Below are 12,659 nucleotides of genomic sequence, written 5' to 3' on the forward strand. Positions count from 1 at the left end.
AAATGACAATCCGGGTGTTGGCGACCCCCGCTCGGGCTACGCCCTCACGGCGCTCGCCAACACCCGGATCAAGTGGCCTGGTTTTACTCCGCCTAATGGACGACTTTTACTCCGCCGTTGACATCCTGGACCCGATCGAAATCGTCGACCTGCGGATCGCGGTCCTCACCGGCGAAGACGCCAACCCGCCGGCGATCGCGGTCGCGTGTGACAGCCTCGGACAGCTGGATCTCGGCTGGATCGAAACCGGCGAGGCGCCCACCCCCTGGCGTGCCGCGGCCTATGCGGCGCTCGGCGAAACCCTCGGCACCGCGCTCCCGATCTTCGGCTACCAGGACCTCTTCGACGAAATCTCCATGTATTACTGGGACGGGGAGATCGACGACGAGGGCGCGCGCCAGAGCCTGATCGCCTATCACGGCCTCAGCGCCGAGGAACTCGAAGAGCAGACCATGCCTTCGGAGATGAACGCGCGCCGGCCTGACTGGATGATCGGCGCGAACGCGGCGAAACCGGCCGCCCTTCCGAAGGGCCTGCGCGAGGCGCTCTGCCAGCTTCGCGACGCGCACAAGGCGCTCAAGCGGCTGCCATCGGACCGCAACGCCTGGCACTTCGATACCGACATTCTCTACGAATATGTGCCGGGGATCGAGGAATGCTCGTCCCTGCCGCCGTTGACGCTCGTGCCTTTCGATGAGTTCGCGCGCGAGCTCGACGATGTCGCCCGCCACGGCATGGAAATGGGCTTCATGGACGTCTGCGGCATCTGCCCGCTGCCCGATGTCAGCCGGATCGACGACTGGTTCGCAAGCCTGCGCCTCGGCGTCCAGTTCCTGCTCGCCGCCCAGGACCTCGTCCGCTTCGACCCACCCAATCCGTGAGGCCGTCATGTCCGATCACAGCAGCCACTTCGAAACCACTGGCGGCGGTCTCGTCCTGACCAACGCCGTTCTGCTCTATCAGGCGGGAACGCCCCGCACGCCCAGCCCTTATGGCGCTCCAAGGCCGGATGCGGCGGCCTTCGCCAGCATGCATGCCGTCGAGCACGATGCGGACGGGCGTCCGACGATCGCCGCCGGCGTGCCCCTGTCGCGGGCACAGCTGCGCCAATGGACAGAGGCGCTGGGCCGGACCGCGGTTCCAGAGATCCTGCCGGCCAATGTGCTTGTCTCCCACCCGGACGTCCTCGCCTGGTGGGTGCCGGAGCAGGTGCGCCAAGCCTATTTTGCGCTGTCGTCGCCCCCCGATGGCCTTCGGGCGCTCGCACGGCGCACTACCGTCGCGGTGCCATACCCGGCCCATCTGTTCGTCGCCACGCGCTCCGGCCTCGGCGTTTACGCGCTTGCCGCAAGCGAGCGCCCTGCCGCCGACACGCCGGTGCTCCATTCGCCGATCCTCAACGTCTTCATCCAAGGCCGGCTGTGCTGGGGCAACATCCCGAGGCCGAAAACACTGGGCGTTGCCGCCATCTCGGAATTCGAGCGCGCGGTGTTCGACAGCTGGTCAACTCACCCCAACCCCGGCCAGGAGCGGACGGTCACGGGGAAGGGCGGCCTGGTCAGGCTCTGGGACGATCTTGCCGCGCGCGGCGCGCGTCGTTTTCCGGTGAAGCGGCTCCGATCCTTCCATCCTGCCGCCGGCCAGCGGCAAGTCCGTCCCGCCGCTGATGCGGTCACGGTCGGTATGCTCGTTGCCGCAGCGGCAGGGAGATGATCATGATCGCCGAAGATCCGACCGCGGCGGCACTGCTCGCTGTCGTGCCCTGCTATCCGGTGCCATCGAGCGGTGGCTCGCCGGCACTCGACGCGCTTCGCGGCAGCCGTGCCGGCCACGGCCTTGCGGTGGGCAAGGATGGCGTAATGCTCATCCTGCGCCGGCCATGGCTTGCTCTCGATGCGCCGGTGACGCCGCCGATCGCCGCCTATCTTCCTTATGGCAGCATCGGGTCACCCAAGGCCGACCTGCGCTGCGGACTGATCCCTGGCGAGCATCTGGCTGCGATCCTCGATCACTTCCGGGCGGCTCTGCCCAACGAGGCTGCGGCCTTCATCCTCTGGAACGAGACGACCAACACGTTCGCGGTCGATTTTCCGGCAATCGACGACGCCACGCCGACACGCCTCGTCTATCGCCCCCCGGTCTGCGAGCCGGGCTGGCACATGGTCTGCGACATCCACAGCCACGGGCGGGGGCCCGCCTATTTCAGCGCGACCGACGATGCGGACGACGCCCACGCTACGAAAATTTCGCTCGTCATCGGCCGGCTCCACGATCCCGCTGGCCCGGTCATGGCAGCGCGGCTCTGCGCGGGCGGCATGTTCCTGGCCGTACCGCGCAGTCCATTTTCCGGAGACAATCCATGCAGCCTGAGAGCCCCAAGCGCCACTATCTTCCCGCCGCCTTCGACAACAGCGCTGTCCGAATCCTGCTCGTGGGATGCGGTGGAAACGGAGCGCAAATGCTGATGGGGCTCGCCTCGCTCGATACCGCATTGCGCGCAATTTCCTCACGCTCGCTCGAGGTCACCGTGGTCGACGAAGACATCGTCACCGAGGCGAATCTCGGCCGCCAGCCCTTCTACCGCTGCGATCTCGGCAATTCGAAGGCGAGGACGCTGACCGAACGGATCAACCTTGCCCATGGTCTGGCCTGGAAGGCGGTCCACGGCCGCGCACCCGGAGCGATCGGCGTCGACAACAGCCATGTGCTCATCAGCTGCGTCGACACGGCCTCGGCCCGCCGCGCGCTGGGCGCGGCGCTGCAGGATGCGCGGAACCCGCCCATCTATTGGTTGGACCTCGGCAACCGCGCCAGCGACGGCCAATATCTGATCGGATGCCCGGGCCGTGGAACCGGCCGCGACGATAATCGCCTTCCAACGGTGCTCGAGGCTTTTCCCGAACTCGCCGACGAGGGCCTGGCCGAAGACGATGCGCCCTCCTGTTCGGTCGCCGAGGCGCTCGAGCGCCAGTCGCTCTTCGTCAACCGGGTGCTTGCGAGCCACGCGCTGGCGCTCCTGTTCGATCTGCTCGGACGCGGGTCGATTGGCCACGCCGGCGCCTTCGTGAATCTTGCCACCGGGTACAGCGTTCCGATCCCGCTACCTATGAAGGTCGTTTCCCTGTGCTAAAGCAGGTGGCTCGCCACCCCTGTGAACGGTGATGGTCCGGTTGCGTCACCGCGCTCGGACCATAGCATTATTCTGCCGAGGCCGTTTCAGCAGGAGCGATTTCGACCGGTGCTGTCGGCGGGGTGTCAGCTTTCGTCGCACGGCTGCGCTTTGGCTTTGCAGGCTCGACAGCCGCTGCCGGTTTCCCTTTGCCGATGGCGGCCTTGGCGTTCGACGTTTTTGGCGAGGCCTTTGCAGGGGCTGCCTTCGCGCGCGGCCCGCGAGCGGGCGTCGCCTTCACTTGCGCAGCTTCGCTGGCAGTCGCTTCGGGCGTTGGGGCCGGCTCGCCTGCCGGCGCCGCAACGGTCTCGGCGACAGCGCTGGGCTTGCCCTTCCCGGCTACGGCATTGGGCTTCGCCTTAGTTGCCGGGGCAGAGGCATTCACTCGAGCCTTGCGCACCGGCGCGGGCACTTCCGCGACCACTTCCGCAGGCGCCACTTCGGCTGCCGGGGCTTCGCTGCCCGCCTCGGCTAGCGCCGGATTAGCGGCGACGTCCTTCCGCTTGCCGCCAAGACCAAGTTTCAGGGCGGCCTCCCGGCGCGCGGCGGAATAACCGGGTGCGACCATGGGATAGTCCGCGGGCAGATCATAGCGCGCGCGATATTCTGCGGGCGTCAGGCCGTGAGTCGAGAGATGGCGTTTCAGGGACTTATAAGGCTTGCCGTCGATCAGGCTCAGTATCTGATCGGGCGACGCAAGGCTTGCATCTACCGTCACCGCTGGCTTGAACTCGGGGGCTGGTGTCGGCGGCACAGCCGCTGGTTCAACTGACACCGGCGCGGACACTGTCTCTTCAGGGGCTGGCGACACCACTGGTGCATCGCCCAACAAGGCTTTTCGAGTTCCCTCGACCAGCGCGGGCAGTTCGCTGCTCGGCACGGTGTTGTTCGCAAAATAGGCGCTGAGCAGCGCCACGGTCAGAGACATCACGTCCGACTGTTCGGCCTCGGCCATGCAGGTTCCTTCTTTTGTTTGGATAGACTGGTCTTGACCCATGCGTGATTGCGCAAGCGTAAACAGATACGTGCCGTCATTCGGCGTGCAAGTCAAAGGGAGGGAGAAAGAAACTCATGGATGGCGTGGCGATTGGGCCGCGCAACTGTCTCATCGAGAAAATTTATGGCGGACAGCTTCGTTGAGGGGCTCTTTCTCCTTCACCTGCTCAAGCAAATGAAGCTGCATTGAGTGAAGAGCCTCTCACCAACGAAATCGAGGCGTCTCTTCCGGGCGCCTGACATTCTCCGCCCGCGAACGGCGGAAAACCAATCATCCGAGGAAATATGTAATGACCGACACCACTTCGTCGGGCGCGCCCGCGCGCCTCTATAGCCAGACCCCATATGACGATCGAGGCAACTTCCATTATCAGGGCGATCTCTATCGTCCCAGTGATAATCTTGCGACCCTCGCTGGCCGCATCGAACCGCATCTGGCGCGGTGCTTTCCGAACGCGTCCTTTGCGATCCAGACCCAGAAATTCGCGGGAGGACGCAAGATCACCGCTGAGATCCTCGACTGGCCCGAGGATCTGACCGGGCGTGACGCTCAGGAGGCCGCGCAGGTCGCGATCCGCGACCAGATGGAGCGGTTCGGAACTACCCGCACCAACCCTCTACAGGACTTCTGGTCCTGCTCCTTCTACTGCGAAGCGCGCATTGGACAGGTTTATTGGTCGGCGCTCGCGAAACGCAACGGACTGAAGAATCCGGTCGACGCGATCGTATCGCTGGCCGCCTTCAAGAAGCGCGTAAAAGCGGGCGACGCCCTCAAACTGGTCGATGCGCCGGCAGGGCATCGCGCAATTGGGACCACGCGGACGATCACCAAGGTGCGCTCGGGCGATCTGATCCTCGAAGGCAAATCCTATCTCGGTTTCCCGCGGGCGTCGGCTTTCGCGTGCGATGGCAAGTTCGTTCGCATCTCGATCGGATCGGAATATGAGCCGGACGCCCATCTGCTGTACGAGTGGATAGTGCAAAAGGCCGCGTGAGACATGGCCCTCATCGTCAAGGGCGGCGCCGTCTGCCAGAGCCCTCCGCGTCGGCGCCGACCATTCCGTATCGTGCAGAAGGGCTATCCCGACATCTGGGCGGCTGACTGGGCTGACGCCTCGCGCCTTTACTGCGATCGGCGGGACATGAACGGCCTGGGCGCAAGTATGTTCCCTGAAGCCACCCTGCTCCTCGAACACATGCCTGTCGGCCGCATCAGCTACAACGGCCGTATCTGGCTTCCAGGCGAGTGGCGTCCGGACGACCGGCCACTGTACGATAACCAGATCGCGTCCGGCACCTGACCGCGCGCTCTGGTCCTCCCATCCGAAATCGCCGTCCCGAGGAAACTCCATATCCGCAAGCGGCGTCCGAACGGCGAGCGCTACGTCCACATCGAGACCGAGGCCGAGACCAGCGCCGCTGTGCCTGATCGGTTGCGAAAGGGGAGAAGGGGAGGGCCGGGGGAGCAGGTCCGCTCTTGTCCAGGAGACCCCGATGCCCCTTCCCACCGTCATCCACAGCCAGGTCGATCCCGCCGCGATCACCAAGGTGACGCGCCTCTTCAACAACACGCTGGTCGACACCCTGGCTGAGCTCATCCAGAATTCGCGCAGAGCCGGCGCGACGGTCATCGATCTCGATGTTGCCGAGGCCGACGGGCAGAGCTGGCTTGTCATCGCGGATGACGGCGCGGGTATCGCCGATCCCGCCGTGATCCTGGCGCTCGGGCGCTCGGGCTGGGACGACAACATCGCGCGGCGCGAAGACCCTGCCGGCATGGGCGTCTTCAGCCTTGCCGGTCGCCATGTCGAAATCCGCTCCTGCCCGCGCGGTCCGGGCGAGGGCTGGGCTATCACCATCGGACCAGACCATTGGGAATCGGGCGCACCGATAGCTGTCGCCCCCTGCGATCATGGCTTCGGAACTGCAATCCGTCTTCTGCTCGACGACGATTGCACTAGGAATCTCGAAGCAGTGGCCAGCGGCGCGGCGCGCTATTGTCCCACACCGATCCGTTTCAACGGCGTACCCCTTACGCAAGCCGACTGGCTCGCCGGGGCCGATGTGGTCGAGGAGGTCGATGGCGTGCGGATCGGCCTGTTCACCGACGGGCGCACGACGCCCCATCAACCGCGCATCAATTTTCACGGCCTCACGGTTCCTTGCGTCCTGCCGTCAGTCGACGAGAAGGATCGCCATTGGTGGGCCCGGGTCGATATCGTCGATGCGCCGGCCCTGCAGCTCGTCCTGCCGGCCCGCAAGGAGATGGTCGAAAACGCCGCCCTCGAAGCGCTTCGCAATAGGGTGCTCAAGACGATCTACCGGCACATCGCCTCGCTCGGCAGCCATCGACTGTCTCATGCGCAGTGGACCGAGGCCGCCCAGCTTGGCGTCGATCTGCCCGAGGCGACGCCGCTCTTGCGGGCATGGATCCCGGCGACTGCCGACCAGAACAGCGGGCGCGAGAGTCAGGGGCTCATCCCCGCCGATAACCTGATGCTCGTCGATGACTTCGGTCCGCCACTCGAACAATGCGCGGCGTTCGCGCTTGCCCGCGATGGCCGTCTGAGAGGACGCTTGGCTGACCCCGACACTGCCATGGCCGGATATAGCTGGTACGACGCACTGCAGCGCATCGCCGCGCTCCGCTTCGAGATCGAGCGCGATGGCCGCGCCCATGTCTTCGACTGCACCGAGCTACCCGGTCTCGAAAGCGGCCCGGTCGAACGGCTCGACCTCGTGCTTGAAATCACAGGTCCGCAGCCCGAAACGATTACCGTCCCGGCACCTGTCGTCATCGAATATGACGATGGCCTGTTCTGGACCTTCGAAGATGCGAATATCCTGCTGGGCTCTCGCGACGCCGTCTCGCCCGAGGAGCTGGTTGATCTGCTGGAAGCCGCTTGCTTCTGCGCGAGCGACGATCGCGACGCTGATAGCTGGGAGACCCAAAACGACCGCTTCCTTCTCGACGCCAGGGAAATGGCTACCCGCCTTCTGCTCGGCGACGATGCCGCGCTCGTCGAGCGCCTGCGGGCGATCATCGCTTATCGCGCCCAATGGTTCGTGCCCGAAGGCCGGCAGTTCTCGGCGGTGATCGGCCGCGACGCGATCGCCATCGAGCTCCAGCCCACCAACCAGGTGGCGGCATCCTGACGGCATAATTGGAGGACCAAGCCATGCGATCCATCAAACGAGCGGCGCCGGCCGATCGCGCCGCCGTGGCGGAGGCGATTGACCATCTGCGCGCCGCGCGTAACCTTCTCGCCAGGAGCGGCGCCCCGCGTGCCGCCAGGGCCGTTCGCAAGGCACTGCGCAGCGCCGAAGGCGCGGCCCGGCACGTCAACCATCGTATCCGCAGGAGCCAGACATGAGCCGCTACGAACTGAAGCCGAGGCCCGGAAACGGTGTCATCAAGGCGGTGATCGGATGGGATCGCCCGCTGCAGAGCTTCTTCGCGCAAGTCTTCACGCCCACCGAAGACGAGCCCGACGAGGGCGAAGCAACGATCTGGCTCGGCACGGAGCCGGGGGAACTGCCGACCCCCGAGGCCGCGATCCGCGTCGTCGAAGCCTATGCGGACATTCCCGAAACGCTGGCGGCGTCCCTCGCCGCCGACCGGCACGCGACCATCGGGATGGTGGACGGCGTCCACCAGACGCGAGCCAAATTGAGTCTCTTCGGCACTCGCTCCTAAACCCCCCGAGGCCGCTGAAGCGGGCCTCGGAAATGGCGCTTGCGCGCCTGCTCGGCCGAACGGCCGAGGAGGGGAGTGGGGAAGGAGGAAGTTGGCTCGGACACAGTGTTCGAGACCGGCTTTCAGGAGACTTTCCCATGAATATCGGTTCGATCAAGCAGAATGACGCCGGCATTTTCGTCGGCAAGATCGCGACGCTGGCGATCGCGATGACGATTGCGCTGCGCGAGGTGCACTCGGCCAATCCGAAGGCGCCGAAGTACGAGGTGCTGGCGCTGTCGGCATCGCGGGCGTGGGTGCAGGTGGGTGCTCTGTTCGAGCTTGCCTCCAACAGCACCGGCGAGGCGTTCCTCAACGGCAAGATCGAGGATCCGAGCCTGGCCGCGCCGCTCTACGTGTCGGCGTTCCGTCAGGAGGACGGCAGCTACAACGTCGTGTGGTCGCGCCCGACGCGCCGCCGCGACCTCGCCTCGGAGATGGCGCCCAAGGCCGACGAGGGCCTGCCGCCGCTGCCCGGTGCCGACGAGACCGCCGGCCCCGCCACACAGGGCACCGAAGCCGGCCTCGGACAGTCCTCCGCAAGCCATGCCTTCGCTGGCTGATCGCACACGCCAAGTCACGAAAGGCCCTCGCTCTTCGCGGAGCGGGGGCTTTTCGCAATTTCCCCGGCCGTGCGGCCGCAGAGGAGAGGGGGCTTGGGCTGGTTGCTCACCGAATTGGAGAAGGCCATGTCCGACATCATCGATCTGGGCGGCGCGCCAGCGAACGAGGATTGCGCCCAGCTCGGGCACACATCCGACTTCGAGCGATTGAACCGCCTTGAGGTCGCCACCTACCGCGCGGCAATCATCGCCCGTTTCGGTCCGCCGCCTGACGGCTGCGCGCTGCTCACATTGACCAACCGGCACGATTTCGGCGTCTATTACACGCTCGGTCTCAAGGTCGATGCAAGCGCCACGCGGCGCGATTCCACCGTCGCCACCTATGCGGAGACCGTCGAGAACGGCCTTGGCAGCTGGATCGAGGCCGGCTTCGCCGCGCCGGTCTGCTATGAGGACGGGGAGGCCCCCAAGGTCGAGCGAAGCTCGATCGACGACATCGTCATGGGGGCGCTCCTCGCCACGCGGCCCGGCCCCGACGGACACTTCCCGGTCGCCGACTTCGCGATACTCCACCGCAATCTGGCTGCAGGCTATCCCCGCAGCGCCGAGGCCGCACAGCGCCTCCCCGAGGAGATTTGACCATGACCGCGACAGATCAATCTGCCGATGCCGCCATCACCGATCCGATCGAGGCCGAGTTGCAGGCGGCCCTGTCCGCCGTGCGGACAGTCGAGGCGCGCTGCAAGGATGCCTTCCTCCCGCATCTGCTCGATCATGGCATTGTCCGTGTCGAAATCCACTACGATGGCGGCGGCGACCAAGGCAGCGTCGGTGATGTCAATGCCTACACGCTGGAAGGCGAGATCGCGCTGCCGCGCATCCTCTGCGATCACCATAGCCTCGCCTATAGCGGCGAAGTGTCGACCCGCACGATCGACCTCGAGGATGCTCTGAGCGCCTTCGTCGACAACGCCATCTGCGCGCGGCACGCCGGCTGGGAGGACGGGGAGGGCGCTTATGGCACCATCGCCATAGACGTCGCCAGCGGCGCGGTGACCCTCACGCACAACAGCCGGTTCATCGACTATGACACGACCGAGGCGGAGCTATAGGCGATGTCGCACTGCTATTATCACGCGCTCAGCTCCGTGAAGCGCTGGGGCGGCGAGGCCGAGGACTATCTGCCCCTCCACCAATGGTTCGACGAGTCGAAGAAGATCGTCGCGGACCCCCGCCACCGTTCCTTGCGCCACCATGCAGAGGGCATATTCATGCTCGAGACGGTCTTCGGCGTGACGATCCGAAACGCTGATGGACGGGATATCCCGGTGCGGTTGATCGGGGAACAGCACGTCCAAGAGGATCTTGGCCGTATTCCCTCCTTCGCTGACTGGGCGCGGCTCATCCAGCCGATGCCGTGGATTCTTCGGGGCAACCCGGCCGGGTCACCGGGATTGGATCCAGATGTTGAAAACATGTGCCGGGTTGCTCCAGCGACGCAATTGTAGTAACATGGCTACATGCCCAAGTGCGAGGCTCTTATGAACATGACAACCATTTCAAGTCGTGACTTCAACCAAGGTGCGAGCCGGGCAAAGAAAGCTGCCCGCAAGGGCCCTGTCTATATCACCGAACGGGGCAGGCCCACCCATGTGCTCATGACGATCGAGGATTATCATCGACGGCAGGGCAAGAAGCCCCGCAGCTTGCTCGCGACCTTGGCGCAAGCCGGCGACGATGCTGACTTTGACTTCGAACCCAGCAAGCTGGATCATATCGTCCGACCGGCGGATCTGGATTGATGTTTCTCCTAGATACGAACGTCATCTCCGCGCTTCGCAGACCTGAACGGCTGCCTCCCGAGGTGACATCCTGGGCGGACGAAGCCGATGTCGACCAGTGCTACATTTCGGTCATATCGGTCCTCGAAATTGAACTAGGCATTTTAGCCAAGGAGCGCGTCGATGCTTCTACCGGCCGCATTTTGCGGACATGGTTTCAAACCGACGTGCTGGCGGCGTTCGATGATCGCATCATCCCGATCGACACCGAAGTCGCGATGCGGTGCGCCGCATTGCATGTGCCGGATCCCCAACCGGAGCGGGATGGTCTGATCGCCGCGACGGCGGTTGTGCATTCGATGACGCTTGTTACCCGCAACGTTGCGGATTTCGAGCGCACGCCGGCCAACCTCCTAAATCCCTGGCATTGAACTGGCGCTGAGCCGAAGTTGATTTGAGGTGACAGACCATGAAGTCTCGGCACAAAGATCCGAAAGCAGGCGACACATCCAGGCGGGAAGTGCTGCGCCTCCCCGACTTCAATGCAGATGATCGCAAAAATGTTGCAGCTGCTCGTCCTCCGGTAGCAGCGGACGCTTTCAATGAAGAAACGCGGCCGGCGTGACCGCGGCACCCTTCGGCAAGGCCGCTGCGGGAAAAGCTCTCGATCGCCTGATCGATCTTGCCCGGTCCGACACGGGCCAGGCGCGCCGCGCCGCCAACTTCCTGCTCGCCTGGTGGAATGGCGAGGATTGCGGTCATTTTCCCATCGCCGATCTCTTCGGTGTCGATGCGACGATCGCGACCCATATCACGACCATCATTGGATTTCTTGGCCAGCATGAAGGTGCGATCTACCCCGATGCCTTCGGTCGCAAGGCCGAGATGATCGAACTGGTCGGGCGCTGGCGCGACTTCGCCGACGAGGATGGCTGAGCGCTCGCATCGGGACGCTATCGGCGCTATTGTCGAGTCCCATGGCCGAGCTTGATCCCCACACGCTGCGCGTCGCCGCTTCGCTCGTTCGCTCGCGGATCGAGACCATAAAGCTCGACGGGCGCATGGACGGGCTCCAGCGGTTGGGTGCGCACCGTACGCTCACCCAGCTCGCGGTGGATCTCGAAGTGTCGGCCGACCATGTCGGGCCTCCCCGCCGGCGCAAGCGTACGAGCTGAACGCGCCAACCCGGCGGTGACGCCGGCCGGGCCTTCCGACCATCGCTGACCGAGGCCGAGAAGCTTCTCCGCACGTCTTCTGCCGTCCGCGCTCCGCGCACGGGGAGGGAAGGGGGGAAGAGGATGGCGGCCGGGCCTGTCTCCGAGGCCGGGGACCGGCCTTGCGCCGCACGCCCTTCCTGAGGAGCCATTATGGCCAACCATTTTACCAAGGCGAGCTTCACCTTCGCTGTCACCGATGCCGAGGCCGAAATCTTCCGGCATGTCGGCGAGGCTGCCGAGATCGTTGGCGATTCCCGCCTCGCACCCGATCAGCGCGCTGCAGCCTATGCCGACCTTGGCGCGGGCTTCGCCGCCTGTTTTCCCCCGATCGACTCCGATCCCTTCGGCGGCTTCCTCGCGATCTTGAGCGATCCCGATTATCCACGGCTCGGCTTCTCCGTCCAGGTCGATCCGTCGGATGGGACAGGGCGGTGCAAGGTCTGGCTCCATGGCGATCAGTTCGACGTAGAAACCGCCGCGCAACTGATCCAGAAGGTCGCGAAATCCGCGCTGCCGGCCGGCTTCGAATATTGCCTCGATTGCGACCGCCTGCGCCCTGGCGAATTCGGCGGCGGCTATGTCGTGATCCGCGAGGATCGCTTCGAATTCGCCTCATCGGCCCAGCTCCTCGAGCGGGCGCTTTCGCGCGAGCACCGTGAAGGCGCCGACGGCTACGTCCTCACCACGCGAGATGCTGAAGAGGGTCTGCTGTTCTGGAACAATGACACGGGCTTTGGCGAGCTAAGCACCGCAACCGTGTTCTCCGAAGCCGAGGCCGGCCGTTTCGACGTTCCCATCGCCCATGATCAGCCGGAATGGCTGGCCATGCCGGCGCCGATCTCCTGAAGGAGCCCGCCCATGCGCTTCATCATCGCTCTCTACGAGATCGACCGCGCCTATGGTGGGCCTGAAGAAGGTGCCTGGTGGTACGATACCGGCGAACTGGCTCGATTGCTGGCGCTCGCGCCCACCGAGACCCGCGCCGTCCAGCTTGCCGATCGCGCCAATCGCCTGCTCGAGCGGTTACAGCGCCACCGCCGCCGCGTCGATTCCGTCCTCTACGACGGTGGGCGCTATGCCGCCATCGTCTTCGAATGGACGGCGCCGCCGGCATTTCCCGAAGTCCGGCCGCAATACGCCTGACCACGCACGCGCAGGCAACCGGTCCGCGCCTGCTCCCTCCTGACCCCCCAGACC

The 12,659-nt window shown here is 65.0% G+C and carries 20 protein-coding genes; 19 read left to right on the top strand and 1 reads right to left on the bottom strand.

Annotated features, from left to right (window positions below):
• The first annotated feature begins 95 nt into the window (after positions 1–95).
• The 4 genes from GQO94_RS13190 to GQO94_RS13205 are packed head-to-tail and all read left to right on the top strand — an operon-like array spanning position 96 to position 3,130.
• Positions 96–881 carry a hypothetical protein gene (locus GQO94_RS13190; protein ID WP_156842019.1) on the top strand — a complete coding sequence of 262 codons (786 nt, stop codon included), beginning with the start codon at positions 96–98 and terminating at the stop codon, positions 879–881.
• A gap of 7 nt (positions 882–888) precedes the next feature.
• Complete coding sequence (locus GQO94_RS13195; protein ID WP_011950463.1) at positions 889–1,713, top strand: PRTRC system protein B; 825 nt, start codon at positions 889–891, stop codon at positions 1,711–1,713.
• A complete protein-coding gene (locus tag GQO94_RS13200; RefSeq protein WP_017183250.1) occupies positions 1,710–2,465 on the top strand; it encodes a PRTRC system protein A in 756 nt (251 codons plus the stop codon). Before GQO94_RS13195 ends, GQO94_RS13200 begins: the two co-directional genes overlap by 4 nt.
• Positions 2,360–3,130 carry a PRTRC system ThiF family protein gene (locus tag GQO94_RS13205; RefSeq protein ID WP_011950461.1) on the top strand — a complete coding sequence of 257 codons (771 nt, stop codon included), beginning with the start codon at positions 2,360–2,362 and terminating at the stop codon, positions 3,128–3,130. The genes GQO94_RS13200 and GQO94_RS13205 overlap by 106 nt, the downstream gene beginning before the upstream one ends.
• Positions 3,131–3,197: 67 nt before the next feature.
• Here GQO94_RS13205 and GQO94_RS13210 read toward each other — a convergent pair whose 3' ends face one another.
• Positions 3,198–4,166: a MucR family transcriptional regulator gene (locus GQO94_RS13210; protein WP_232332931.1), complete on the bottom strand. Its 969-nt coding sequence runs from the start codon at positions 4,164–4,166 to the stop codon at positions 3,198–3,200.
• 289 nt (positions 4,167–4,455) lie between these two features.
• On the opposite strand from GQO94_RS13210, the gene GQO94_RS13215 reads away from it, so the two are divergent.
• The 15 genes from GQO94_RS13215 (at position 4,456) to GQO94_RS13285 (ending at position 12,605) form a co-directional block, all read left to right on the top strand.
• The gene (locus tag GQO94_RS13215; RefSeq protein ID WP_011950459.1) at positions 4,456–5,160 is read left to right on the top strand and encodes a hypothetical protein; all 705 of its coding nucleotides are present in this window, start codon (positions 4,456–4,458) and stop codon (positions 5,158–5,160) included.
• Between the two features lie 3 nt (positions 5,161–5,163).
• Positions 5,164–5,466, top strand: coding sequence for a hypothetical protein (locus GQO94_RS13220; protein WP_017183247.1), 303 nt, complete (start codon positions 5,164–5,166; stop codon positions 5,464–5,466).
• Positions 5,467–5,659: 193 nt separating this feature from the next.
• Positions 5,660–7,321, top strand: a complete 1,662-nt coding sequence (locus tag GQO94_RS13225) for an ATP-binding protein (RefSeq protein ID WP_011950458.1) — start codon at positions 5,660–5,662, stop codon at positions 7,319–7,321.
• 23 nt (positions 7,322–7,344) lie between these two features.
• The gene (locus tag GQO94_RS13230) at positions 7,345–7,539 is read left to right on the top strand and encodes a hypothetical protein (protein WP_017183246.1); all 195 of its coding nucleotides are present in this window, start codon (positions 7,345–7,347) and stop codon (positions 7,537–7,539) included.
• The gene (locus GQO94_RS13235) at positions 7,536–7,862 is read left to right on the top strand and encodes a hypothetical protein (protein WP_011950457.1); all 327 of its coding nucleotides are present in this window, start codon (positions 7,536–7,538) and stop codon (positions 7,860–7,862) included. Before GQO94_RS13230 ends, GQO94_RS13235 begins: the two co-directional genes overlap by 4 nt.
• A gap of 137 nt (positions 7,863–7,999) precedes the next feature.
• The gene (locus tag GQO94_RS13240) at positions 8,000–8,464 is read left to right on the top strand and encodes a DUF736 domain-containing protein (RefSeq protein WP_011950456.1); all 465 of its coding nucleotides are present in this window, start codon (positions 8,000–8,002) and stop codon (positions 8,462–8,464) included.
• Between the two features lie 126 nt (positions 8,465–8,590).
• Positions 8,591–9,103 (top strand): hypothetical protein, encoded by a 513-nt coding sequence (locus GQO94_RS13245; RefSeq protein ID WP_026002487.1) that lies wholly within the window; start codon positions 8,591–8,593, stop codon positions 9,101–9,103.
• A gap of 2 nt (positions 9,104–9,105) precedes the next feature.
• On the top strand, positions 9,106–9,576 hold the full coding sequence (locus tag GQO94_RS13250; RefSeq protein WP_011950454.1) for a DUF6878 family protein: 471 nt from the start codon (positions 9,106–9,108) through the stop codon (positions 9,574–9,576).
• Between the two features lie 3 nt (positions 9,577–9,579).
• Positions 9,580–9,972 (top strand): DUF6915 family protein, encoded by a 393-nt coding sequence (locus tag GQO94_RS13255; RefSeq protein ID WP_017183642.1) that lies wholly within the window; start codon positions 9,580–9,582, stop codon positions 9,970–9,972.
• Positions 9,973–10,005: 33 nt separating this feature from the next.
• Positions 10,006–10,266 (top strand): type II toxin-antitoxin system Phd/YefM family antitoxin, encoded by a 261-nt coding sequence (locus GQO94_RS13260; RefSeq protein ID WP_017183643.1) that lies wholly within the window; start codon positions 10,006–10,008, stop codon positions 10,264–10,266.
• The gene (locus GQO94_RS13265; protein WP_011950451.1) at positions 10,266–10,676 is read left to right on the top strand and encodes a type II toxin-antitoxin system VapC family toxin; all 411 of its coding nucleotides are present in this window, start codon (positions 10,266–10,268) and stop codon (positions 10,674–10,676) included. The genes GQO94_RS13260 and GQO94_RS13265 overlap by 1 nt, the downstream gene beginning before the upstream one ends.
• Positions 10,677–10,866: 190 nt before the next feature.
• A complete protein-coding gene (locus GQO94_RS13270) occupies positions 10,867–11,181 on the top strand; it encodes a DUF7673 family protein (protein ID WP_011950450.1) in 315 nt (104 codons plus the stop codon).
• Between the two features lie 41 nt (positions 11,182–11,222).
• Positions 11,223–11,420: a hypothetical protein gene (locus tag GQO94_RS13275; protein WP_017183644.1), complete on the top strand. Its 198-nt coding sequence runs from the start codon at positions 11,223–11,225 to the stop codon at positions 11,418–11,420.
• Positions 11,421–11,612: 192 nt separating this feature from the next.
• Complete coding sequence (locus tag GQO94_RS13280) at positions 11,613–12,308, top strand: hypothetical protein (RefSeq protein ID WP_011950449.1); 696 nt, start codon at positions 11,613–11,615, stop codon at positions 12,306–12,308.
• Between the two features lie 12 nt (positions 12,309–12,320).
• On the top strand, positions 12,321–12,605 hold the full coding sequence (locus GQO94_RS13285; RefSeq protein ID WP_011950448.1) for a hypothetical protein: 285 nt from the start codon (positions 12,321–12,323) through the stop codon (positions 12,603–12,605).
• The last annotated feature ends 54 nt before the right edge of the window (positions 12,606–12,659 follow it).

This window comes from Novosphingobium aquimarinum, from assembly GCF_009746585.1.
Lineage (GTDB): Bacteria > Pseudomonadota > Alphaproteobacteria > Sphingomonadales > Sphingomonadaceae > Novosphingobium > Novosphingobium aquimarinum.